Origin of the sequence: Thiomonas sp. SCN 64-16 (assembly GCF_001725585.1) — a bacterium.
GTDB classification, from domain to species: Bacteria; Pseudomonadota; Gammaproteobacteria; order Burkholderiales; family Burkholderiaceae_C; genus Thiomonas; species Thiomonas arsenitoxydans.
Genome location: NZ_MEGQ01000009.1, coordinates 1 through 23,739, shown reverse-complemented (window position 1 = coordinate 23,739; position 23,739 = coordinate 1). Strand labels below are relative to the sequence as shown.

General features: G+C 63.7%; 24 protein-coding genes and 1 pseudogene. 19 read left to right on the top strand and 6 right to left on the bottom strand.

Features of this window, described 5'->3' with window-relative positions; all coding sequences use genetic code 11:
- Positions 1 to 20 precede the first annotated feature (20 nt).
- The 4 genes from ABT24_RS03780 to ABT24_RS03765 all read right to left on the bottom strand — a co-directional run bounded on the left by ABT24_RS03780 (position 21) and on the right by ABT24_RS03765 (position 3,746).
- Positions 21 to 539, bottom strand: a complete 519-nt coding sequence (locus tag ABT24_RS03780) for a hypothetical protein (protein WP_276726928.1) — start codon at positions 537 to 539, stop codon at positions 21 to 23.
- Positions 540 to 639: 100 nt separating this feature from the next.
- Positions 640 to 1,803 carry a bifunctional 2-methylcitrate synthase/citrate synthase gene (prpC, locus tag ABT24_RS03775; RefSeq protein WP_276726929.1) on the bottom strand — a complete coding sequence of 388 codons (1,164 nt, stop codon included), beginning with the start codon at positions 1,801 to 1,803 and terminating at the stop codon, positions 640 to 642.
- Positions 1,804 to 1,862: 59 nt separating this feature from the next.
- Positions 1,863 to 2,753 carry a methylisocitrate lyase gene (gene prpB / locus ABT24_RS03770; protein ID WP_276726931.1) on the bottom strand — a complete coding sequence of 297 codons (891 nt, stop codon included), beginning with the start codon at positions 2,751 to 2,753 and terminating at the stop codon, positions 1,863 to 1,865.
- A 6-nt stretch (positions 2,754 to 2,759) separates the two neighbouring features.
- Positions 2,760 to 3,746 (bottom strand): malate dehydrogenase, encoded by a 987-nt coding sequence (locus ABT24_RS03765; protein ID WP_156054641.1) that lies wholly within the window; start codon positions 3,744 to 3,746, stop codon positions 2,760 to 2,762.
- Positions 3,747 to 3,977: 231 nt separating this feature from the next.
- Between ABT24_RS03765 and ABT24_RS03760 the strand changes: the two genes are divergently transcribed.
- The 7 genes from ABT24_RS03760 to gltA all read left to right on the top strand — a co-directional run bounded on the left by ABT24_RS03760 (position 3,978) and on the right by gltA (position 9,950).
- Positions 3,978 to 4,805 carry a GntR family transcriptional regulator gene (locus tag ABT24_RS03760; protein WP_156054642.1) on the top strand — a complete coding sequence of 276 codons (828 nt, stop codon included), beginning with the start codon at positions 3,978 to 3,980 and terminating at the stop codon, positions 4,803 to 4,805.
- Between the two features lie 167 nt (positions 4,806 to 4,972).
- The gene (sdhC, locus tag ABT24_RS03755) at positions 4,973 to 5,386 is read left to right on the top strand and encodes a succinate dehydrogenase, cytochrome b556 subunit (RefSeq protein WP_276726934.1); all 414 of its coding nucleotides are present in this window, start codon (positions 4,973 to 4,975) and stop codon (positions 5,384 to 5,386) included.
- Position 5,387: 1 nt separating this feature from the next.
- Complete coding sequence (sdhD, locus tag ABT24_RS03750) at positions 5,388 to 5,753, top strand: succinate dehydrogenase, hydrophobic membrane anchor protein (RefSeq protein ID WP_013106612.1); 366 nt, start codon at positions 5,388 to 5,390, stop codon at positions 5,751 to 5,753.
- Entirely contained in the window at positions 5,754 to 7,517 is a 1,764-nt protein-coding gene (gene sdhA / locus ABT24_RS03745; RefSeq protein ID WP_276726936.1) for a succinate dehydrogenase flavoprotein subunit, read from the top strand.
- Positions 7,518 to 7,557: 40 nt separating this feature from the next.
- Entirely contained in the window at positions 7,558 to 8,274 is a 717-nt protein-coding gene (locus ABT24_RS03740; protein ID WP_013106610.1) for a succinate dehydrogenase iron-sulfur subunit, read from the top strand.
- A 7-nt stretch (positions 8,275 to 8,281) separates the two neighbouring features.
- Positions 8,282 to 8,554, top strand: a complete 273-nt coding sequence (locus tag ABT24_RS03735; protein WP_276726938.1) for an FAD assembly factor SdhE — start codon at positions 8,282 to 8,284, stop codon at positions 8,552 to 8,554.
- 82 nt (positions 8,555 to 8,636) lie between these two features.
- A complete protein-coding gene (gene gltA / locus ABT24_RS03730) occupies positions 8,637 to 9,950 on the top strand; it encodes a citrate synthase (protein WP_276726940.1) in 1,314 nt (437 codons plus the stop codon).
- Positions 9,951 to 10,022: 72 nt separating this feature from the next.
- Here gltA and ABT24_RS03725 read toward each other — a convergent pair whose 3' ends face one another.
- Positions 10,023 to 10,877, bottom strand: coding sequence for a helix-turn-helix transcriptional regulator (locus ABT24_RS03725; protein WP_276726942.1), 855 nt, complete (start codon positions 10,875 to 10,877; stop codon positions 10,023 to 10,025).
- A gap of 151 nt (positions 10,878 to 11,028) precedes the next feature.
- Here ABT24_RS03725 and ABT24_RS03720 point away from each other — a divergent pair, with 151 nt between their 5' ends.
- The 12 genes and pseudogenes from ABT24_RS03720 to ABT24_RS03665 all read left to right on the top strand — a co-directional run.
- A complete protein-coding gene (locus tag ABT24_RS03720; RefSeq protein WP_276726944.1) occupies positions 11,029 to 11,793 on the top strand; it encodes a class I SAM-dependent methyltransferase in 765 nt (254 codons plus the stop codon).
- 71 nt (positions 11,794 to 11,864) lie between these two features.
- The gene (leuC, locus tag ABT24_RS03715) at positions 11,865 to 13,268 is read left to right on the top strand and encodes a 3-isopropylmalate dehydratase large subunit (protein WP_276727154.1); all 1,404 of its coding nucleotides are present in this window, start codon (positions 11,865 to 11,867) and stop codon (positions 13,266 to 13,268) included.
- A 27-nt stretch (positions 13,269 to 13,295) separates the two neighbouring features.
- Positions 13,296 to 13,433 (top strand): entericidin A/B family lipoprotein, encoded by a 138-nt coding sequence (locus tag ABT24_RS03710; protein ID WP_013106604.1) that lies wholly within the window; start codon positions 13,296 to 13,298, stop codon positions 13,431 to 13,433.
- A gap of 33 nt (positions 13,434 to 13,466) precedes the next feature.
- Positions 13,467 to 14,114 carry a 3-isopropylmalate dehydratase small subunit gene (gene leuD, locus ABT24_RS03705; RefSeq protein ID WP_013123866.1) on the top strand — a complete coding sequence of 216 codons (648 nt, stop codon included), beginning with the start codon at positions 13,467 to 13,469 and terminating at the stop codon, positions 14,112 to 14,114.
- A 25-nt stretch (positions 14,115 to 14,139) separates the two neighbouring features.
- Positions 14,140 to 15,219, top strand: coding sequence for a 3-isopropylmalate dehydrogenase (leuB, locus tag ABT24_RS03700; RefSeq protein WP_276726946.1), 1,080 nt, complete (start codon positions 14,140 to 14,142; stop codon positions 15,217 to 15,219).
- A gap of 38 nt (positions 15,220 to 15,257) precedes the next feature.
- Positions 15,258 to 16,394: an aspartate-semialdehyde dehydrogenase gene (gene asd / locus ABT24_RS03695; protein WP_286737350.1), complete on the top strand. Its 1,137-nt coding sequence runs from the start codon at positions 15,258 to 15,260 to the stop codon at positions 16,392 to 16,394.
- Positions 16,395 to 16,560: 166 nt separating this feature from the next.
- Positions 16,561 to 19,257, top strand: coding sequence for a motility hub landmark protein FimV (locus ABT24_RS03690; protein ID WP_276726950.1), 2,697 nt, complete (start codon positions 16,561 to 16,563; stop codon positions 19,255 to 19,257).
- A 55-nt stretch (positions 19,258 to 19,312) separates the two neighbouring features.
- Complete coding sequence (gene truA / locus ABT24_RS03685; protein WP_276726952.1) at positions 19,313 to 20,086, top strand: tRNA pseudouridine(38-40) synthase TruA; 774 nt, start codon at positions 19,313 to 19,315, stop codon at positions 20,084 to 20,086.
- 6 nt (positions 20,087 to 20,092) lie between these two features.
- On the top strand, positions 20,093 to 20,758 hold the full coding sequence (locus ABT24_RS03680; RefSeq protein ID WP_276726954.1) for a phosphoribosylanthranilate isomerase: 666 nt from the start codon (positions 20,093 to 20,095) through the stop codon (positions 20,756 to 20,758).
- Positions 20,759 to 20,805: 47 nt separating this feature from the next.
- On the top strand, positions 20,806 to 22,041 hold the full coding sequence (trpB, locus tag ABT24_RS03675; protein ID WP_276726956.1) for a tryptophan synthase subunit beta: 1,236 nt from the start codon (positions 20,806 to 20,808) through the stop codon (positions 22,039 to 22,041).
- A gap of 77 nt (positions 22,042 to 22,118) precedes the next feature.
- On the top strand, positions 22,119 to 22,916 hold the full coding sequence (trpA, locus tag ABT24_RS03670; RefSeq protein WP_276726958.1) for a tryptophan synthase subunit alpha: 798 nt from the start codon (positions 22,119 to 22,121) through the stop codon (positions 22,914 to 22,916).
- Positions 22,917 to 22,925: 9 nt separating this feature from the next.
- Positions 22,926 to 23,171: pseudogene (locus ABT24_RS03665) on the top strand (acetyl-CoA carboxylase, carboxyltransferase subunit beta); the annotation flags it as partial.
- 79 nt (positions 23,172 to 23,250) lie between these two features.
- Here ABT24_RS03665 and ABT24_RS03660 read toward each other — a convergent pair.
- Complete coding sequence (locus ABT24_RS03660; protein ID WP_286737349.1) at positions 23,251 to 23,574, bottom strand: Bbp19 family protein; 324 nt, start codon at positions 23,572 to 23,574, stop codon at positions 23,251 to 23,253.
- Positions 23,575 to 23,739: the final 165 nt, after the last annotated feature.

The window sequence follows — 23,739 nt, the reverse complement described above, 5'->3', positions numbered from 1 at the left end:
CGTGGGTAAGGGAGAGCCCGTCAGGGCGATGGAACGCAGTCGTCGGCCAGTCGCGTCATGTTCTTTTTGTCGAACAGCATGCTCTTGGTCGGGATCTGAATGAGGACGAAGCCAGCCTTGGCATCGTCGAAGTGGTAAGCGCCGGTGGAGGTGGGTTTGCGCTTGAGGATGTAGCTTTTCCGGTTCCAGGTCAGCAGCACGGCCTGGTCGTCGGCGCCTTCGATCTTGACGTCCATCGGCAGGCGGCGGCTGCCGCACACCATGCGACCGGCCTTGAGTGCGAACACCGGGTTTACATCGGGAAAGCCGTTTTCCGTGCCGGGCACGCGGGCGCCGGGGGCATCGCTGGTCAGCAAGGCCGGGGTGGCGGTGGCGGCGGTTGCCACGACCGTCGGCTCGGCCTTGGTGGTGCCGTGAGTAACGGCGGTTGCGGCATCCGCCGTTTTTTCCTTGCTGGCATGCGTTTGAGCATGGGCAGACAGGGCAAGCGCGCAGGACAGACCGACCACTCCGGACAGGAAAAAGAACTGACGTTTCATCTTGAACACTCCACGAACTGGAACACGGAAAAAAACCGCTCCAGGTCGAGGCGAGTGACAAGCCGGGCGCGTGGGCATGGCGAGAAGTGCGCGGGACGAGTCAAGGACGCTGTGCGAGCGGCACGAACTGCAAATTTTCCGGGCCAGTGTAATTCGCGCTGGGTCGAATGATCTTGTTGTCCTGTCGCTGTTCCACCACATGCGCACTCCAGCCGCTGGTGCGCGAAATCACGAACAGCGGGGTGAACATGGCGGTGGGCACGCCCATGAGGCTGTAGCTCACGGCGCTGAACCAGTCGAGATTGGGGAACATCTTTTTCACGTCCCACATCACCGTCTCCAGACGCTCGGCCACGTTGAACAGGTGCATGTTTTTCTGATCGGCTGAAAGCCGGCGGGCAACTTCCTTGATGACCTTGTTGCGCGGGTCGGCGATGGTGTAGACCGGATGGCCGAAGCCGATGACCACTTCCTTGTTGGCGACCCTGCTGCGGATGTCGGCCTCGGCTTCATCGGGGCTGGCGTAGCGCCGCTGAATGTCGAGCGCCGCTTCGTTGGCGCCGCCATGCTTGGGGCCGCGCAGGGCGCCGATGGCCCCGGCGATGGCGCTGAACAGGTCGCTGCCGGTTCCGGCGATGACGCGGGCGGTGAAGGTGGAAGCGTTGAACTCATGCTCGGCGTAGAGGATGAGCGAGGTGTGCATCGCCCGTTCCCACAAGGCGCTGGGCTTGTGGCCGTGCAGCAGATGCAGGAAGTGGCCTCCGATGGAATCGTCATCGGTCTCGACTTCGATGCGGCGGCCGTTGGCAGCGTAATGCCACCAATACAGCAGCATCGAACCCTGGCAGGCCATGAGCTTGTCGGCAATGTCGCGGGCACCGGCGACGTTGTGATCGTCTTTCTCGGGCATGACGCAGCCCAGCACGGAGACGCCGGTGCGCAGCACGTCCATCGGGTGGGCCGAAGGCGGCAGTTGCTCCAGCGCGGCTTTCACCGCGGCGGGCAGGCCGCGCAGACGGCGCAGCTTGGTCTTGTAGGCCGCGAGTTCGGCAGTGTTGGGCAGTTTGCCGTGCACCAGCAGGTGGGCGATCTCTTCGAATTCGCAAGCCTCGGCCAGGTCGAGAATGTCGTAGCCGCGGTAGTGCAGATCGTTGCCGGTGCGGCCGACGGTGCACAGGGCCGTGTTGCCTGCGGTCACCCCGGAAAGCGCCACCGATTTTTTCGGCTTGAAAGTCATGCCAGCGGGGGCTGCGTCATCGCTCATGGGTTTGTCTCCTCGGTATTCAATTCAGTTAGCAGCTTGCGAATCGGTTCACGCCTGCTTCAGGATTGGGGTTTGCCGGAAAAAATGGCGTCCAGCCGCTGCTCGTAGGCGTGGTAGCCGATGCTCTCGTACAACTCGGCGCGGGTCTGCATCAGCGGCACCACCGCCTTTTGCGTGCCGTCGCGCCGCAGGGTTTCGTACACCGTCTGCGCCGCCTTGTTCATGGCGCGAAACGCCGAGAGCGGGTAGAGCGCCATGGCCACACCGGCGCTGCGCAACTCTTCCACGGTGAACAGCGGCGTGGCGCCGAATTCGGTGATATTGGCCAGCAAGGGCACGCCCACGGCGGCGCCGAACTTGCGGTAGGTGTCGAGATCGAGCGCGGCTTCGGCGAAGATGGCGTCGGCCCCGGCTTCGGCGCAGGCGCGGGCGCGGGCTATGGCCGCGTCCAGCCCCTCGACGGCGATGGCGTCGGTGCGGGCGATGAGGTAGAAGGCGGGATCGGTGCGGGCGTCCACCGCGGCCTTGATGCGATCGACCATTTCGCCGCTGCTGACGATTTCTTTGCCGGGCCGGTGGCCGCAACGCTTGGCGCCCACCTGGTCTTCGATGTGCAGCGCGGCGGCGCCGAATTTGATGAGGCTTTTGACGGTGCGCGCAATATTGAAGGCGCTAGGGCCGAAGCCGGTGTCCACGTCCACCAGCAGGGGCAGGTCGCAGACATCGGTGATGCGGCGCACATCGGTGAGCACGTCGTCCAGCGTGTTGATGCCCAGATCGGGCATGCCCAGCGAGCCGGCCGCCACGCCGCCGCCCGAGAGGTAGATAGCCTTGAAGCCCGCACGCTGGGCCAGCAAGGCGTGGTTGGCGTTGATCGCGCCCACGATCTGCAGCGGGCTTTCCTGTTGGAGTGCGAGACGGAAGCGCTCGCCTGCAGTTTGGGTCGTCATAGCCGTTCAGAGCAGATGCTGCACGCCAGCCTTCTCTTCTTCGAGCTCGGCCAGGGTTTTGTTGATGCGCTCCTGCGAGAACGCGTCGATAGGCAGATCGCGCACCAGTTGGTATTCGCCGCCCGCGCAGGTGACCGGGAAGCCGAACACGGTCTGCTCGGGAATGCCGTAAGACCCGTCCGATGGAATGCCCATGCTCACCCACTTGCCGTTGGTGCCCAGCGCCCAGTCGTGCATGTGGTCGATGGCGGCGTTGGCGGCGGACGCGGCGGAGCTCAAGCCGCGCGCTTCGATGATGGCCGCGCCGCGCTTGCCGACGGTGGGCAGGAACACGTCGCGGTTCCAGGCGTCGTCATGGATCATGTCTTTCACCGACTGGCCGCCAACGGTGGCGAAGCGGTAATCGGCGTACATGGTCGGGGAGTGATTGCCCCAGACGCAGACCTTCTCGATTTCGCCCACTGCCTTGCCGGTTTTGGCAGCGAGTTGGCTTAGTGCGCGGTTGTGATCCAGGCGCAGCATGGCGGTGAAATTTTTTGCCGGTAGATCAGGCGCGGATTTCATCGCGATATAGGCATTGGTGTTGGCCGGATTACCGACCACCAGCGTCTTGACCGTGCGCTTGGCCACGGCATTGAGCGCCTTGCCCTGCGCCGTGAAAATCTGCGCATTGGCCGACAGCAGGTCGCGCCGCTCCATGCCGGGGCCGCGCGGGCGGGCGCCCACCAGCAGGGCATAGTCCACATCCTTGAAGGCGGTCATGGGGTCGCCGTGCGCGCTCATGCCCGCCAGCAGCGGAAAGGCGCAATCTTCAAGCTCCATCATCACCCCGCCCAGCGCCTTCTGGGCCTTTTCGTCGGGAATCTCCAGGAGTTGCAGAATCACCGGCTGGTCGGCGCCCAGCATTTGGCCAGAGGCGATGCGAAACAGCAGGGCATAGCCGATCTGGCCAGCGGCTCCGCTGACAGTCACGCGTACGGGGGCTTTGGACATGGGGAAACTCCTGGTCGGTAGGGGTTGATGGAGCAGGCGCCTGCGTGAATAAAACAACTCAGCAGAACAACACAGCGGGACAGCTCAGGGTTGTGACTCTTTGCGGCCCTTTGTGCGCCGCAATATGCGAGGGAAGTGTAGGCCGAGGTCGTTCGGGCGTCAATCACTCTTCTATCTTATATAAGATGTTTTTTATCAAAAGCTGGACAAGGCGGGGCAGCCTATGCTGCAATGCACGACATGATGGCTTCCCGCCCCGCCCCCACTCCAGCGACCGAGTTGCAGGCCGCCCATGTGTCCGAATCGGCATCCAAATTGGCGTCCAACCCGAGTTTCAGCCCTTTGTATCGGCAGATCAAGGGTTTGATTACGCGCAGCCTGCAACAGGGGGACTGGAAGCCGGGAGAGCTCATCCCCAGCGAAGCCGATCTGGCGCGGCGCTTCGGCGTCAGCCAGGGCACCGTGCGCAAGGCGGTGGATGAACTCGCGGCCGAAGGTCTGCTGCTGCGACGTCAAGGTCGCGGCACGTTTGTTTCCACGCACCATGAAGAGCGGGTGAAATTCCGCTTCCTGCGCATCGTGCCCGATGCCGCAGCCGATGGCGCGCGCCCTGTGCCGCAGCCCATGGAGCGGCAATTTCTGGAATGCAAGCGCTCCCGCGCCTCACAAGAGGTGGCGCGCACCCTGGGCATCAAGGTCGGCGAGAGCGTGACGCAGATTCGCCGCTTGCTGCTGCTGGCGGGCGAGCCTGTGGTGTACGAAGATATTTATCTGCCCGGCCCGGCGTTTCGCGGCCTGACCGCGGAGCGGCTGGAAAGTTACCGCGGCCCGCTTTACGCTTTGTTCGAGTCCGAGTTTTCCACCCGCATGGTGCGGGCGGAAGAAAAGCTGCGTGCGGTGAATGCCAGCGCGCAGGAGGCGCAGCTTCTGCGGGTGCGCGAGGCCGAAGCCCTGCTACTCGTCGAACGGCTGTCATTCAGTTATGGTGAACTGCCTGCGGAATACCGCCGCGGGCTGTACAACACGAGGCATCATCACTATCGCAATGAGTTGAATTAGTGACCCCGAAAGCATCGCAGTTGCCAGCCTAGCCGTCCGGCTGTTTTGCTGCGATGCAATAGACTTCAAAACAAAAAGCAGCTTTCGTTCATGCATCTACCTCTTGCCGGGTTGATGTGCCGATCCGAAAACCTGCGATAACAACCGATCACAACGAGGACAGTGTCATGACAAAACCTGCTTCGCCACCGGCCCGGCCGGTTTACCGCAACATTCACATCAGCCAGATCGTGGGCTACCGCCTGCCGCTGGCGGGCCTGGTGTCCATCTTGCACCGTATCAGCGGCGCGGTGATGTTCCTGGCGCTGCCGCTGGTGCTCTGGGCTTTCGACGACAGTCTGCGCAGCGCCGACAGTCATGCGACCATCACGCAATTTCTTTCGCACTGGTTCGTCAAACTCATTCTGCTCGGATTGTTCTGGGCGCTGATGCATCACCTCGTGGCCGGGGTGCGGCATTTGTGGATGGATGCGTTTCATGCCGTGAGCAAGGCGCAGGGCCTGCAACTGGCCCTCATCACTTTTGCGGTGTCGCTCGGTCTCACCGCGCTGTTCGGCCTCAAGCTGCTGGGGGTGTACTGACATGGCTGCCGACAAGATTGGAAACAAGCGCCTGGTCGTCGGCGCGCACTACGGCCTGCGCGACTGGATGGCGCAGCGCGTCACCGCCGCCGTCATCGCAGTGTTCACCCTGGTGTTACTGGTGTATTTTCTCGCGCCCGGCCCGCTGAGCTTCGAGCGCTGGCACGATTTGTTCGCCCAGCAGTGGATGAAGCTGCTGACCTTCGTGACGGTGCTGGCGCTGATCTACCACGTCTGGGTGGGCATGCGCGACATCTGGATGGATTACGTCAAACCGGTCGGCGTGCGACTGCTGCTGCAGATCGGCACCATTTTGTGGCTATTGGCTTGCGCGGGCTGGGCCCTGCAAGTGTTGTGGAGAGCGTAAATGCAGGTCAGTAACCGAAAATTCGATGTGGTGGTGGTGGGTGCGGGCGGCTCCGGGTTGCGCTGCGCGCTGCAGCTCACGCGTGCCGGGCTGGACGTGGCGGTGCTCTCCAAGGTGTTTCCCACCCGCTCGCACACGGTGGCGGCGCAAGGTGGGGTCTCCGCTGCGCTGGGCAATATGAGTGAAGACGACTGGTACTGGCATATGTTCGATACCGTCAAAGGGTCGGACTATCTGGGCGACCAGGACGCCATCGAGTTCATGTGCCGCGAGGCCAACAGCGCGGTGTACGAACTCGAACATTTCGGCATGCCCTTCGACCGCAACCCCGACGGCACCATTTACCAGCGACCGTTCGGCGGCCATACCGCCAACTTCGGCGAAAAAGCGGTACAGCGCGCCTGCGCTGCGGCGGACCGCACCGGCCATGCCATGCTGCATACGCTCTATCAGCAAAACGTGGAAGCCCGCACCCATTTCTTCGTGGAGTGGATGGCGCTCGATCTGATTCGCGATGCCGAAGGCGACGTGCTCGGCGTGGTCGCGCTGGAGATGGAAACCGGCGACGTGACGGTTTTCGAGGGCAAGGCCACGGTGCTGGCCACCGGCGGGGCAGGGCGCATCTTCGCCGCTTCGACCAACGCCTTCATCAACACGGGCGATGGCCTGGGCATGGCCGCGCGTGCCGGGCTGCCGCTGCAGGACATGGAGTTCTGGCAGTTCCACCCCACCGGCGTGGCGGGTGCGGGCGTGCTGATCACCGAGGGCGTGCGCGGCGAGGGCGGCATTCTGCTCAACGCCAACGGCGAGCGCTTCATGGAGCGTTACGCCCCGACCTACAAAGACCTGGCGCCGCGCGACTTTGTCTCGCGCTCGATGGACCAGGAGATCAAGGAAGGTCGTGGCGCCGGGCCGCGCAAGGATCATGTGCTGCTCAAGCTCGATCACCTGGGCGCCGAAACCATCATGAAGCGGCTGCCCTCCATCCGCGAAATCGCCATCCGCTTCGCCAACGTCGACCCGATCAAAGAGCCCATTCCGGTGGTGCCGACCATTCACTATCAGATGGGCGGCATTCCGGCGAACATCCACAGCCAGGTGGTCATGCCGCAGGGCGACGATCCTGCGGCCGTGGTGGGCGGGCTCTACGCCATCGGCGAATGCTCTTGCGTGAGCGTGCACGGCGCCAACCGCCTGGGCACCAACTCGCTGCTCGACCTGCTGGTATTCGGCCGCTCGGCGGGCAACCATATCGTGAACAGCGGCATTCATCAGCGCAGCCACAAACCCCTGCCCAAGGACGCCGCAGACCGCTCATTGGCGCGCCTGGCCCAGCTCGACGCCTCCAAGAGCGGAGACGGCAGCCATGTGGTGGCCGACGCCATCCGCGCGGCGATGCAGACGCATTGCGGCGTGTTCCGCAACGCAAAGCTCATGGCCGAGGGCGTGCAGGCGATTGCCGATATCGCGGGGCAGGTTGACCGCATCCACCTCAAAGACAAATCCAAGGTATTCAACACCGCGCGCATCGAGGCGCTGGAGGTTGACAACCTGATCGAAGTCGCCAAGGCCACCATGGTCTCGGCCGAAGCCCGCCAGGAAAGCCGAGGCGCGCACTATCACAACGATCACACCGAACGCGATGACCAGGACTGGCTCAAGCACACCCTGTGGTGGCGCGAGGGCAGCCGCCTGAGCTACAAGCCGGTGAAGCTCAAGCCGCTGACCGTCGAGTCCTTCAAGCCCAAGGCACGCACTTTCTGATGGATCAACAGCCTGCGCACGGCAGGCATGAGGAGCGCATATGAACGACACGCGCAAGATGAAGTTTTCGATCTACCGCTACGACCCGGACAAAGACGCCAAGCCCTACATGCAGGACTATGAGGTGACGTTGCAGCACACCGACAAGATGCTGCTCGACGCCATCCAGCGCATCAAGTGGGAACTCGACGATTCGCTGTCCATCCGCCGTTCCTGCCGCGAAGGGGTGTGCGGGTCGGATGCGATGAACATCAACGGCAAAAACGGCCTGGCCTGCATCACCAACCTGCTCACCCTCAAGGAACCGGTGGTGCTCAAGCCCTTGCCCGGCCTGCCTGTCATCCGCGACCTGATCGTGGACATGACCCAGTTCTTCAACCAGTACCACTCGATCAAGCCCTATCTGGTCAACAACACGCCGCCGCCGGAAAAAGAGCGTCTGCAAAGCCCGGCCGAACGCGAAGAGCTCAACGGTCTTTACGAGTGCATTCTGTGCGCGAGTTGCAGCACCAGTTGTCCGAGTTTCTGGTGGAACCCCGACAAATTCGTCGGCCCCGCTGGGCTTTTGCAGGCCTATCGATTCATCGCCGACAGCCGCGACGAAGCCACCGGCGAGCGCCTCGACAATCTCGAAGACCCCTACCGCCTGTTCCGCTGCCACACCATCATGAACTGCGTGGACGTGTGCCCGAAAGAGCTCAATCCCACGCTGGCCATCAGCAAGATCAAGGAAATGATGGTGCGCCGCGCCGTTTGAGTCTGCCATGCTGCACGCGAACGCCCCTGCCGACGCCGCCGACCTGTCCCGGCTGCGCTGGCGCGCGCGGCGCGGCATGCTGGAGAACGATCTGATTCTGCAGCGCTACTTTGCCCAACGCGAAACGCCGCTCAGCAGCGAAGAGGTGGCGGCGCTGGGCGCCCTGCTCGCACTGGACGACAACACGCTTTTAGATCTTTTCATGCGTAAAACCCCGCTCCCGGAAGAACTGAATACACCGCAGATCCGGGGCTTGCTTGACACTTTGCAGCGCTTGTGAGCCCGCAAGTACGGGCTTGCGTCATTCCGTCCCCGGGGTCTGCCTCCGGGAGCCTCACTACACAGTCCCCGGAGATTCCAAAATGACCCCTTCAAGCGATAAAGCCACGCTCTCGTTCAGCGACGGAGCACCGAGCGTCGATCTGCCGATTTACAAAGGCACCATCGGCCCGGACGTGATCGACATCCGCAAGCTCTACGGCCAGACCGGCAAATTCACCTACGACCCGGGCTTTCTGTCCACCGCCTCTTGCAGCTCGGCCATCACCTATATCGACGGCGACAAGGGCGAGCTGCTCTACCGCGGCTATCCCATCGACCAGATTGCGGTGCAGTGCGATTACATGGAGACTTGCTACCTCATCCTCTACGGGGAGCTGCCCAACGCCGAACAGAAAAAGGCCTTCTCCGATCGCGTGACCCAGCACACCATGGTGCACGAGCAGATGCAGTTCTTTCTGCGCGGATTCCGCCGTGACGCCCATCCGATGGCGGTGCTCACCGGGCTGGTGGGCGCCATGTCGGCGTTCTATCCCGATTCGATCAACGTCAACGATCCCGAGCAGCGCGACATTTCGGCCATCCGCCTCATCGCCAAAATGCCCACGCTGGTGGCCATGGCCTACAAGTACAACCAGGGCCAGCCCTATATGTACCCGCGCAACGACCTGAGCTATGCGGCCAACTTCATGCGCATGATGTGGGCTACGCCCTGCGAGGATTACATGCCCAACCCGGTGATCGAGCGCGCGCTCGACCGCATTTTCATCCTCCATGCTGACCACGAACAGAACGCGTCCACCTCGACGGTGCGGCTGTGCGCCTCCAGCGGCACCAACCCCTTCGCGGCCATCGCGGCCGGCGTGGCCTGCCTGTGGGGCCCGGCGCATGGCGGCGCCAACGAAGCCTGTCTGAACATGCTCGACGACATCCAGGCCAAGGGCGGCGTGGCGAAGATCGGCGAGTTCATCAGCGAAGTCAAAGACAAGAACTCCTCGGTGCGGCTGATGGGTTTCGGCCACCGCGTCTACAAGAACTACGACCCGCGCGCCAAGCTCATGCGCGAGACCTGCCACGAAGTGCTCGACGCCCTGGGCCTGCACAACGACCCGCTGTTCAAGCTGGCGATGACGCTGGAAAAAATCGCGCTGGAAGACGACTACTTCATCCAGCGCAAGCTCTATCCCAACGTCGATTTTTATTCGGGCATCGTGCAGAAGGCCATCGGCGTGCCGGTGTCGCTGTTTACCGCCAACTTCGCGCTGGCGCGCACCGTGGGTTGGATCGCGCAGCTCAACGAAATGCTCACCGATCCCGAGTACAAGATCGGTCGTCCGCGCCAACTGTTCACCGGGTCGGTGCGCCGCGATGTCAAGCCCATCGCGGAGCGCGGCTGATCGGTCGGCATTCATCCATTGCCTGTAAAGACCGCGCTGGGCGCGGTCTTTTTTTGTTCAAAGATTTGTTTATTACGGTGTCGCGACGGGGAGCAGCATCACCAGTTTGTACTCCGGGTGCAGCGCCGCCCGCAGGGTGAGTTGTTCATACACCAGGCGGCCGTGCCGGGGATGGACAAAGCCCCTTTCGCCGCCTTCGCGCTCCTGCACATCATTGAGTTTCCAGAACGCGTCAAACTCGGGGCTGAGCGCGCTCAGTTCATCGATCAAGGCGCGCAAGGGCGAGGTGTGCAGGCGCCCGCCGCAGTCCGCCCGGAATTCCGCCACAAGCCGCTGCGAACGTAGCGACCAATTTTCGATCAGCCCGCGCGCCTGCGGGTTGAAAAACAGAAAGCGCAACAGGTTGGGCGGCTCCTCAGTGACTGGTTCGGCCTGTGGTTCGGTGTCTGGTGTGGCGGGGGAGGTCTGCCAGCCGAGAAACAGATCCTGCGCCTGAGCGTTGCCCGCCACCACGTCCCATCGCTGGTTGAGCACATAGGCGGGATGGACTATGGCATGCACGCTGCGCAGAACGGCATCGACCGCTTTTGCCGGTGTCGCGGGTTCGCTCGGGTCGCGCCGCTGCGCCAGCTCGAACAGATAGGCGCGCTCCGCAGGGGTCAGTTGCAGCGCATGCGCCACACTCTCCAGCGTCTTGGGTGAAGGCGCGACCGGCCGCCCCTGTTCCAGCCAGGTGATCCAGGTGGCGCTGACGCCGCAGAGCGAGGCGAGCTCTTCGCGGCGCAGTCCGGGCGCTCGTCGCCGCCCCGTCGCAGGCAAGCCCGCTGCGGCAGGCGACAGACGGTTGCGGTGCAGACGGATGAAATCGCCCAGAAGGCGGCTGCCCTGGTGCGGATCGGAGGGCATGGAGGATGACGGCAGCGACATGGTCTTTCAAGAAGACGAAGGCGAAGGTGAGGACAACGGTAGGTTCCCAGGCTGGTAGGCTTTTATACCAGGATGTTTTGTCATCTTGTACCAGGAAAAATGCTGGGCTATCTTTTGCTCTATCGTCTTTGCATCGTCTTGGAGCACCCTCTTGAAACAGCCCGCTTTGGCCGCGCATCAGTTCGGCGTTAGCGCCGCCGCCTACCTCACCAGCGCCGTTCATGCGCAGGGGCACGATCTGCAGCGTCTAGCTGCGATGGTGCAGAAAGAGCACCGCTGCCGGGCGCTCGATGTCGGTTGCGGGGCCGGACACGCCAGCTTCGCCCTGGCGGCCGCGGGCGCGCAGGTTACCGCCTTCGACCTGTCGCCCGCGATGCTCGCCATCGTGGTGCAAGAGGCGGCAACTCGCGGCCTGCACGATCTGCAGACTTGCCAGGGTCCGGCCGACAAACTGCCCTTCGCCGATGCCAGCTTCGATCTGGTGGTCACCCGCTTTTCCGCGCATCACTGGCCCGATGTGCCTGCCGCATTGCGCGAAATGCGCCGGGTTATCAAGCCGCAGGGCACGCTGGTCATCATCGACGTCGTGGCCCTGGAGTCGCCGCTGTGCGACACCCTGCTGCAGACGGTGGAGATCTTGCGCGACGCTTCGCATGTGCGCGATTACCGCGTTTCCGAATGGAGCGCCCTGCTGCAGCGGGCGGGCTTTGCCGCGCCGAGTATGGAGGGCTGGAGTCTGACCATGGAATTCGCCTCGTGGGTGGCGCGCATGCGCACCCCGGAGCTGCGCGTGCAGGCCATTCGCGACGTGTGGGCGCAGGCGCCGCAGGAGGCGCGCGAGGCGATGCGCGTTCAGCCCGATGGATCGTTCGATCTGTCCGTGGCATGGCTGCAAACCCAGCCGAGCACGGCGTGAAGCGCGCCAACTAAAATCAACCTTTCATGACAAGTCTTGCGCACACCGCGAACAAGACGCAGGAGATGCCGATGGGCCGAACGCTGTACGATAAATTGTGGGACGAGCATGTGGTGCGCACCGAAGAAGATGGCACCGCACTGCTTTACATCGACCGCCATCTGGTGCATGAAGTCACCAGCCCGCAGGCCTTTGAAGGGCTGCAACTCGCGGGCCGCAAGGTCTGGCGGGTGAGCGCGAATCTGGCGGTGGCCGATCACAACGTGCCCACGACCGACCGCGCCGAGGGCATCGCCGATCCGATATCAAAGCTGCAGGTTGATACGCTCGACGCCAACTGCGCCGCCAATGGCATCACCGAGTTCCGCATGAACGACCGCCGCCAGGGCATCGTGCATGTCATCGGCCCGGAGCAGGGCGCCACCCTGCCCGGCATGACCGTGGTTTGTGGCGATTCGCACACCAGCACCCACGGCGCGTTCGGCGCGCTGGCCTTCGGCATCGGCACCAGTGAAGTCGAGCATGTGCTGGCCACGCAAACCCTGCTGGCACCCAAGATGAAGAACCTGCTGGTGCGCGTGGATGGGCCGCTGCCCGTGGGCTGCCGCGCCAAAGACATCGCGCTGGCCGTCATCGGCAAGATCGGCACTGCCGGGGGCACCGGCTACACCATCGAGTTCGGCGGCAGCACCATCGCCGCGCTCAGCATGGAAGGCCGCATGACCTTGTGCAATATGGCCATCGAAGCCGGCGCCCGCGCCGGGCTGGTGGCCGTGGACGACACGACCATCAACTATGTGCGCGGCCGTCCCTTCGCGCCCACCGGCGTGGCCTGGGACATGGCAGTGCAGTATTGGCGCAGCCTGCACTCCGACGCCGACGCGAAGTTCGACCGCGTGGTCACGCTCGACGCCCGCGAACTCGTGCCGCAAGTCACCTGGGGCACTTCGCCCGAAATGGTGCTGCCGATCGACGCCCGCGTGCCCGATCCCGACAAAGAAAAAGATGCCAACAAGCGCTCGGCGATGGAACGCGCGCTGACCTATATGGGCCTGGAGCCGAACAAGGCGATTACCGATATCCGCATCGACAAGGTGTTCATCGGCTCCTGCACCAATTCGCGCATCGAAGACCTGCGCGATGCGGCGCAGGTGCTGGCCGGGCGGCATATCGCCGCGAATGTGCGGCAGGCGCTGGTGGTGCCGGGCTCGGGGTTGGTGAAGGCGCAGGCCGAAGCCGAAGGGCTGGACAAGATTTTCAAGGCCGCCGGTTTCGAATGGCGCGAGCCCGGCTGCTCCATGTGTCTGGCGATGAACGCCGACCGCCTGGAGCCGGGCGAGCGCTGCGCCTCCACCTCCAATCGCAATTTCGAAGGTCGGCAGGGGGCGGGCGGTCGAACCCATCTGGTCAGTCCGGCGATGGCCGCGGCCGCGGCAGTTGCCGGTCACTTTGTCGATGTGCGCAAGCTGTCATGATTTGCGCTACTTTTTCAGGAGATTGAAATGAAACCTCTGCTGTCCATTCTTTTGCTTGCCGCCACGCTGCTTTCCCTGACCGCTTGCAATACCGTGGCTGGCGTGGGCCAGGACCTCAAGGCAGGTGGTCAGGCCATCACCAACGCGGCTGATAAGTCGAAATAACACCCGAACGCCGCGGCAACGCGGAGAGACACCATGGAAAAATTCGTCGTCCACAAGGGACTGGTCGCGCCAATGGATCGCGACAACGTCGATACCGACGCCATCATTCCCAAGCAGTTCCTGAAGTCGATCCGTCGCAGCGGCTTCGGCCCGAATCTGTTTGACGAGTGGCGTTATCTCGATCACGGCGAACCAGGGCAAGACCCTGCCACGCGCAAACCCAACCCCGACTTCGCGCTCAACCAGCCGCGCTATGCGGGGGCGAGCATTCTGCTCACGCGCGACAACTTCGGTTGCGGTTCGTCCCGCGAACATGCGCCCTGGGCATTGCAGCAATACGGCTTTCGCGCCCTGATCGCCAGCAGCTATGCCGACATTTTCTACAACAACTGCTTCAAGAACGGCGTGCTGCCGATTGTGTTGTCGAAAGCGCAGGTGGCCCGGCTGTTCGACGAACTCTATGGTTTCGTCGGCTACACGCTCACCATCGATCTGCCGCGGCAAGTGGTGGTCAAGCCCGATGGCAGCGAGCTGGCTTTCGAGGTGGGTGACTTCCGCAAGCACTGCCTGATCAACGGGCTCGACGACATCGGCCTCACCCTCGGCCATGCGCAAGAGATCCGCGCCTATGAGGCCGAGCGCCTGGCGCGCATGCCCTGGCTCGACAACCGCATCCTGTAACGCAACCCCCACGCAACTCCCACACATGAAAATTGCCGTATTGCCCGGAGACGGAATCGGGCCCGAAATCATTGCCGAAGCCGTCAAGGTGCTCCAGCGCATTGCGCAAGACGGATTCGACTTCACCTTCGAATTCGCGCCGGTCGGTGGCGCGGCCTATGCCGCCAGCGGCCATCCGTTGCCCGAGGCCACCCTGAGCCTGGCCAAGTCGGCCGACGCGGTGCTGTTCGGCGCGGTGGGCGACTGGAAGTACGACACTCTGGAGCGGCATCTTCGCCCCGAACAGGCCATTTTGGGTTTGCGCAAAAACCTCGGCCTGTTCGCCAATCTGCGGCCAGCTATCCTCTACGCCGAGCTGGCCGATGCTTCCAGCCTGAAGCCCGAAGTGGTGTCGGGCCTGGACATTCTCATCGTGCGCGAACTGACTGGCGACATCTACTTCGGCCAGCCGCGCGGACGGCGTACCGCGCCCGACGGCGTCTTCGCTGGCCAGCCCGAAGCCTTCGACACCATGCGCTACAGCCGCCCGGAAATCGAGCGCATTGCGCATGTGGCGTTCAAGGCGGCGCAGGGCCGCAACAAGCGACTGACCAGCGTGGACAAGGCCAATGTGCTGGAGACCTTCCAGTTCTGGAAAGACATCGTCGCCGAAGTCGGCCAGCAGTACCCGGACGTGCAGCTCGATCATATGTATGTGGACAATGCCGCGATGCAGCTCGTCAAGGCGCCGAAAAAATTCGACGTCATCGTCACCGGCAATATGTTCGGCGACATTCTCAGCGACGAGGCGTCGATGCTCACCGGCTCCATCGGCATGCTGCCGTCGGCGTCGCTGAACGAAAAGGGACAGGGCTTGTATGAGCCGAGCCATGGCAGCGCACCCGACATCGCCGGGCAGGGCATCGCCAATCCGCTGGCGACCATTCTCAGTGCGGCCATGATGCTGCGGCATTCGCTCGGACTGCCGGAGCAGGCCGACCGCATCGAGGCCGCCGTGCAGAAGGCGCTCGCGCAGGGCTTGCGCACACCCGACATTCACGCGCCGGGCACGCAAAAAGTCAGCACCGCGCAAATGGGCGACGCGGTGGTCACCGCGCTGGGTTGAGCGCAGCATTGGAAAGACAACACATAACGGAACGGATGATGGCAACGACTTTGGTGGGTTTGGTGGGATGGCGCGGCATGGTGGGTTCGGTGCTGATGCAACGCATGCGCGAAGAGGGTGATTTCGACCTGATCGAACCGCTCTTTTTCAGCACCAGCAACGCGGGCGGCAAAGCCCCGGCGGAAGCGAAAAATGAAACCACCCTGCAGGACGCGCATGACTTGGAGCAACTGCGCCGCTGCGACATCATCCTCACCGCGCAGGGCGGCGACTACACCACGGCGGTGTTCGACAAGCTGCGCGCCTCCGGCTGGAGGGGGCACTGGATCGACGCCGCCTCCACCCTGCGCATGCGCGACGACTGCGTCATCATTCTCGACCCGGTCAACCGCCCAGTCATCGATGCGGCGATGAGCAAGGGCGGCAACAACTGGATCGGCGGCAACTGCACCGTGAGCTGCATGCTCATGGGCGTGGGCGCGCTTTACAAGGCCGGACTGGTGGAGTGGATGACCAGCATGACCTATCAGGCAGCCTCGGGCGGCGGCGCGCAGCACATGCGCGAATTGCTCACGCAGTTCGGCACGCTCAACGCGTCGGTGCGGGCGCTGCTGGACGACCCGGCTTCGGCCATTCTGGCCATCGACCGCGATGTGCTGGCCCGGCAAAAGGCGCTCGACGCCGCGCAGACCCAGCACTTCGGTGTGCCCTTGGCCGGCAGCCTGATTCCCTGGATCGACAAAGACCTGGGCAATGGCGTGTCGCGCGAAGAGTGGAAGGGCGGGGCGGAGACCAACAAGATCCTCGGGCAGGGCGCGGGGTTCGGCTCGCCTGCAGTGCCGGTCGATGGTTTTTGCGTGCGCGTCGGCGCCATGCGCTGCCACAGTCAGGCGCTGACCTTCAAGCTCAAGAAAGACGTTCCGCTCGACGAGATCGAAGACATGATCGCGGCCGATAACGACTGGGTTCGGGTCGTCCCCAACGAGCGCGAAGCGACCATGCAGCAACTCACCCCGGTGGCCGTGACCGGCACGATGCAGATCCCGGTGGGGCGGCTACGCAAGCTGGCCATGGTGCCAGACTATCTGGGCGCGTTCACCGTGGGCGACCAATTGTTGTGGGGCGCGGCCGAACCGCTGCGTCGCATGCTGCGCATTCTGCTTGAGCGTCGTTGACTGCCGGGTTTGCACGGCAAGTCAGCCGAAATCGCCGGAATGCCACAGTCGCCGGGCTTGCACCGGCCTGTCTTGGCGCATCAACTTGTCAGCCTAATTTGTTGATGATATGGTGAAATTTGACGCAATTTAGTTCTGCAGCCGCAGAGAAATTCGCGCATTCGACATGATCAAAAATTGGGGGGCAGCCGACATGCTGCGACAGAACACTCGACGTCTGGCCCTGGCAATTGCCTTGGGCGCAACTGCTGGTCAGGCTTATGCATTCGGCCTCGGGGGCATCAAGGTGCAATCCGCCTTGGGCCAGCCCCTGAGGGCGGAAATCGACATTACCCAGATCAGCGCTGACGAGGCGTCTTCACTGCAGGTGGGTGTTGCGCCGCCCGATGCGTTTCAGGCGGCCAAGCTGCATTACAGCAGTGCGCTGTCGGGCGTGCGGATCAAGCTTGAGCGCAGCCCGGAAGGCCGCGCCTATCTGCGCGTCACGTCCAACAGCCCGATCAACGAACCCTTTCTCGATCTGTTGATCCGTGCGCAGTGGGCCAATGGCCAGTTGAGCCGCGACTACACCCTGCTGCTCGATCCGCCCAATTTCCAGAGCACTCCCACACCGACTCAGGTGCCGGTTCAGACTGCCGCACCGTCGCCCGCCATGCCGGTGGCGCCCTCGGTGTCGAATGCCGCTAATGCGGCCAACACCCCGACCCCGGCGATGCCGGTTGCGCCCGCGCTGCAAACGCCGCAGCCTTCGGTGATTGCGAAAAAATCGCCCACCAAGTCTGCTGCGGCTCCCGGCCAGTATGTGGTCAAGCGGGGCGACACTCTGAGCAAAATCGCCAATGCGTCGGGCGTGCAGTCCGTCTCGCTCGACCAGATGCTCACGGCCATTTACCGCGCCAACCAGTCGGCCTTCATCGACGGAAACATCAATCTGGTGAAGACGGGCAGCGTGCTGCAAATGCCCACCGCTGAACAGGCGCAGGCCGTTTCGCAGCCCGAAGCGCGCCGTTTCGTTCTGGCTCAGAGCGAGAGTTTCAACGCCTACCGCCGTCGTCTGGCGGAAATGGGCGGGCAGGCCAAGCCGCAGTCGCAACGCGAGGTGACGGGCAAAGTGCAAGCCCAGGTTCAGGAGCCTGCTGCCACAGGCGCGCAGGCTGAAAGCAAGCTCAAATTGAGCAAGGCCGAGGTGGCTGGCACGCAGAAGGCCCAGCAGATCGCCGACAAGAAGCAGGAAGCGCTTGACGAACAGAAGATCAAGCAGTTGCAAAAAAATGTCGACGAGCTCAGCGCGCTGTCCAAGCAGGCTCAGACCGTCGCAGCGGCCAAACCGCAAGCCGCCGCACCCGCGGCAACCGTGGCCCCCGTGGCAAGCAAGGCTGCCGCGGCGCTGACCGTACCGGTGAAGAGCCCCGTGCCCGCGCCAGTGGTTGCTGCCTCGGCATCTGCAAAACCGGCCGAGGCACCCAGCGCGGCAGCCGCTGCCGTCGCAACCGCTTCGGCGGCGCATGCCGCATCGGCTGCCAAGTCGGCGTCGGCGCCTGTGGCCGCTTCGGCTCCCGCATCCGCCCCTGCGCCCGCGCCGGTGGCGAAGCCTGTGCCCCCGAAGGTCGTCAAGCCCGCCCCTGTCGAGCAGGGGAGCTTCTTCAGCAGTCTGCTTTCCAACCCCTTGCTGTTGCCCGTGGGCGGCGCTTTGGTGATTCTGCTGCTGTTGCTCGCCTGGCTGGCGCAGCGCAAGAAGGCAGCAAAGTCGCAGCGCGATGTGTCGGTCTTCGATAGTCGCATGAGTGTGGCCGACAGCTTTTTTGGCGGCACGGGTGGCGAGCGCGTCGATACGCGCAATGGCAATATGAGCTCCACCTTCTCCTCCAGCCAGCTCGACACCAATGATGTCGATCCGGTCGCCGAGGCCGACGTGTATCTGGCCTACGGCCGCGATCTGCAAGCCGAAGAAATCCTCAAGGAGGCCGTCAAGACCAACCCCGACCGTCTGGCAGCGCGGCTAAAACTGCTGGAAATCTACGCCAAACGCAAGGATTCCCGCTCCTTCGAAGTGGGCGCCGCAGAACTCTTTGCGTTGACGCAGGGTGTGGGCGAAGACTGGAAACGCGCTCAAGATCTCGGTCGCAGTCTCGACCCGGTCAACCCGCTGTATCACAACACCGTGCTCCCCAGCACGCTGGGCGCGCCGTCGACCATGCCGCAGACAGAGTTCCCGGTGGCCACCCCCACCGCTTTGGCTGCGCTAACTCCGCAAACCTTGCCCAGCACCGAAATGCTTTCGGGCGTGGAAACGGCCGCGGCCAAGACGCCGATGCCCGAGCATCTGGACCTGGATCTGAGCTTGCCGATGGGCGAACCGGCTCCTGCAGCGGCGACTGCGTCAGCCGCCGTTCCTTCTCTGCCCGAAATCGAGGTGCCCTCGGCATTCTCCAGCGCGCCGCCGACGCCCGAAAAAGAGCCCGGCAAAGCTGCGGATGCTGATTTCTTATTGCCGGGCGGCCTGGACTTCAATATGCCGTCCGATTTTGGCTCGCCCGCCTCGACGCTCGGTGCCGCTGAGACTGCCGCTGAGACCACGAAGGCTGCCGTACATGACAACGCACTTGAGTTCGATCTGAGCAGCATTTCCCTGCAGGACAACGAAGTCAAATCGCTCGAGGAATCGCATACCGAACCGCCCAAGCTGGAGCCGCAGTTCAGCGAGTCCAGGCCCTCGCTCGATCTCCGTCTGGAACTCGCGGCAGAAAGCATGGCCATCGGCGATAACGAGTCGGCGCGCAACCTGCTGGGTGAGGTGATTGCCGAAGGCGACCCGCAACTTAAGAAACGTGCGCAGGATATGCTGGACAAGATTGGCCGCTGATTCGTCCTCTGCCTCCTCCGGCCCGAAAGTCGGGCGTCCTCTGCTCCGAGTCGCGTTGGGCCTGAGTTACGGCGGTACCTCGTACTGCGGCTGGCAGAGCCAGCCGGGCGGCTGCGGTGTGCAGGACTTTCTGGAGCGGGCGCTCGCGCAGTTTCTGGGCTTTCCGACTCGCACCGTCTGCGCCGGACGCACCGACGCCGGAGTGCATGCCCTCGGCCAGGTGGTGCACCTCGATACGCCTTTGCAGCGTGAGCCGTCCTCTTGGGGGCGCGGGGTCAATGCCTTTCTGCCACGTGACATGGCGGTGCAATGGGCGCGAACCGATCTGCCACAGACTTTTGACGCCCGCCGCAGTGCCTACCAACGCCGGTATCGCTATGTGCTGCGCAACCATCCCGTGCGTCCGGCGCTCGATCACGCGCGGGTGGGCTGGACGCATCGCCCGCTCGATCTCGACCTTTTGCGCGCCGCTGCGCAGTGCCTGCTCGGTGAGCATGATTTCAGCGCATTTCGCTCCAGCGAATGCCAGGCGCTGAGCCCGGTCAAGACGTTGCATGCGATTGAGATTGCGCGTCATGGTCACACCCTGGTGCTCGACCTGCGTGCCAACGCCTTCCTGCACCACATGGTGCGCAATATCGTGGGTAGCCTGCTGGCCGTGGGCAATGGCTCCAAGCCGGTGAGTTGGCTCGCCGAAGTTCTGGCCAGCCGCGACCGCCGCCTGGCGGCGCCGACCTTCATGCCCGACGGGCTTTATTTCCTCGGCCCGGATTACCCGGCAGAATTCAACCTACCCTCGCCACCTACCCAGATCGGCCTGACGATCTGATCTCCGATGTCCGAAACGCCGCCCCCGCTGTCGCCCTCGCCCGCCCCGCGCCACCGAACCCGCATCAAAATCTGCGGCATTACCCGGGTGGAAGACGCGCAGGCAGCCGCGAGCAGCGGCGCAGATGCCATCGGCCTGGTGTTTTATCCGCCCAGCCCGCGCAACGTGAGCGTCGCGCAGGCGCGTGACATCGCGTTCAGCCTGCCGCCTTTTGTCTCGGTCGTCGCCCTGTTTGTGAATGCCGCGCCAGATCTTGTCGAAGAGGTGATCGACCAAATTCGTCCCGCACTGTTGCAGTTCCACGGCGATGAAACCCCGCAAGACTGTGCCCGCTATCGCCACCCCTACATTCGCGCGGCGCGCATGCGAGAAGGGCTGGATTTGTTAGACTTCGTTTCTCGTTTTTCCACTTCTCAAGCTCTCGTTCTGGACACGGATCAGCCCGGATACGGCGGGGGCGGCGAGGTTTTCGATTGGTCACGCATTCCCGCAAACGTCGCGCTTCCCCTCGTTTTGTCTGGTGGGTTGCATGCTGCAAATGTGACGCATGCCATCCGGCAGGTGCGTCCGTGGGCGGTTGACGTCAGTTCCGGCGTCGAAGCGTCCAAGGGCATCAAGAGCGCGCAGCGCATCGCCGAGTTCATCGCCGCGGTTCGCGCTGCAGACCTGTAGATCGCGCCCGGGCACAGCTTCCGCCCGGCGCCAGACGAGACCCCACCATGTTTGACTATGCCTATCCCGACGCCAGCGGCCATTTCGGCCCCTACGGCGGCAGCTTCATTGCCGAAACCCTGAGCCACGCGCTGGAAGAACTCCAGGCGGCTTACGACCATTACAAAAACGACCCGCAGTTCCTGGCTGAATACCGCTACGAACTCAAGCATTTCGTCGGCCGTCCCAGCCCGGTTTATCACGCCGCCCGCCTGAGCGACAAGCTCGGCGGCGCGCGCATCTACCTCAAACGCGAAGACCTCAATCACACCGGCGCGCACAAAATCAACAACACCATCGGCCAGGCCATGCTGGCGCGTCGCATGGGCAAACCGCGCGTCATCGCCGAAACCGGCGCGGGACAGCACGGCGTGGCTACGGCCACTATTGCCGCGCGTTACGGCATGGAATGCGTGGTGTATATGGGCAGCGAGGACGTCAAGCGCCAATCGCCCAATGTCTATCGCATGAATCTGCTGGGCGCGCGCGTGGTGCCGGTCGAGTCAGGCAGCAAAACGCTCAAGGATGCGCTTAACGAAGCGCTGCGCGACTGGGTCACGCATGTCGAAGACACCTTCTACATCATCGGCACCGTCGCGGGGCCGCATCCCTACCCGCAGATGGTGCGCGATTTCCAGCGGGTCATCGGCGACGAATGCCTGGAGCAGATGCCCGAGATGACCGGCCGCCAGCCCGATGCGGTGATCGCCGCCGTGGGTGGGGGCAGCAACGCCATGGGCATTTTCTATCCCTACATTCCCCATGAATCGGTGCGGCTCATCGGGGTTGAAGCCGCCGGTCTGGGGCTGGACACGGGTAAGCACGCGGCCTCGCTGTCCGCTGGCACGCCGGGTGTGCTGCACGGCAACCGCACTTATCTGCTGCAGGACGCCAACGGTCAGATCATCGAAACGCATTCCGTGTCCGCCGGGCTCGACTATCCCGGTGTCGGCCCCGAGCATGCCTGGCTCAAAGATCTCGGGCGGGCCGAGTATGTCGGCATTACCGACGACGAGGCTCTGGCGGCTTTCCACGAACTGTGCCGTATCGAGGGCATCATCCCGGCGCTGGAATCCAGCCACGCTCTGGCGCATGCCATCAAGCTGGCGCCGCAAATGCGTCCCGACCAGATCATTCTGGTCAATCTCTCGGGGCGCGGCGACAAAGACATCAACACCGTGGCCGAGCGCGAAGGCGTGAGCTTCGACACCCTGTTCGCCCGCCAGTCCGGAGCCACAAAATGAAACAGCCCTCTGACTCGCTGCGCTCATCTCCCCCCGAGGGGGTGTCGGTTCCTTCGGGGCGGCCGCGCGGAACCGACATGAACCGCATCGACCAACGCTTCGCCCAGCTTCGCGCCCAGAATCGCAAGGCGCTCATTCCCTACATCGCCGCAGGCGACCCTGCGCCTTCGGTGACCGTCGAGGTGATGCACGCCCTGGTGCAGGGCGGCGCCGATGTGATCGAACTCGGCGTGCCGTTTTCCGATCCCATGGCCGACGGCCCGGTGATTCAGCGCGCCACCGAGCGGGCCATTGCAAAAGGCATCGGGCTGCCCCAGGTGCTCGATTTCGTGCGCGATTTCCGCCAGACCGATACCGTCACCCCCGTGGTGCTGATGGGTTACGCCAACCCGGTGGAGCGCTACGGCGTGGAGGCCTTTGTGGCTGCGGCCAAGACGGCGGGCGTGGATGGCGTGCTCATCGTCGATTACCCGCCGGCGGAGAGCGAGACGTTTGCCGCGGCGCTCAAGGCCGCAGACATCGCTCCCATTTTTCTGCTCGCTCCCACCAGCACGGACGCGCGCATGGCCGATGTGGGCCGTATCGCCAGCGGCTATGTGTATTACGTCTCGCTCAAGGGCGTGACGGGCGCGGGCCATCTCGACACCTCAGCCGTGGCGGCCATGCTGCCCCGCATCCGCGCTCATGTGCAGGTGCCCGTGGGAGTAGGATTCGGCATTCGCGATGCGCAGACTGCGCGCGCGATCGGCCAGCTGGCCGATGCCGTGGTCATTGGTTCGCGACTGATCGAATTGATGGAGGCGCAGCCCGCAGAACAGGCGGTAGAGGTTGCGCGCGGCTTCATCCAAGACATTCGCCAGGCGCTCGACGCTTAAGGAGACCCTATGAGTTGGCTGGAAAAGCTCCTCCCTCCCAAAATTCAACAGACCAGCCCGCAGGATCGGCGCCAGGTGCCCGAAGGCCTGTGGATCAAGTGCCCGTCTTGCGAAACGGTGCTCTACAAATCGGATCTGGAGCTCAACCAGAACGTCTGTCCGAAGTGCGGCCACCACCTGCGCATCGGTGCACGGGCGCGGCTCGACGCGTTGCTCGACCCCGAAGGCCGGTACGAGATCGGTCAGGAAGTGCTGGCCTCAGGGAGTCAAACGGAGCCCGGTGCGGTTTACCGTGGATTTAAGCGAATTGTAGCCAAGCAGTGCCCCGTCGCTCTCACCTCTCCTCCGCCCGCGCCGCCTTCTCCAGCGCGGCCAGGTCTCCGTCCTCCAGCATCAACTGATCCATGATGTGCCGCACCACTTCGGCGCGGGCATTGCTCAGCGCGCTGTGCAGTTCGAAGCCCTCGGGCGTCTTCGTTCGCGCCAGCCAGTCGCCATAGGACGGGCGGCGGTAGTAGCCTGTCGTGGCCGTCAGGTCGGCCAGCACCATTTCGCCGTCCTCGCCGGAGAAGACCCGCGCATAGGCTTTCGCCAGCGCCGCGCGCGCCGCGAGCGGGCCGCCGGCGTCGGAAGGTCGGGCAAAGCGCTTGCGGCTCATGCGGCACCGCCGCCCGGCGCCGCGCCTTGCATCCCGATGGACGGGGCGCCGGGCGATCCGCCACCATCCGCCGTTCCGGCCTGGGCGCCCTGCATCATCGCCTGCAGGCTGTCGAGCAGGCCGCTGTTGCGCGCCTCGACAGCCGCGGGCACGGCATCCTTCGCC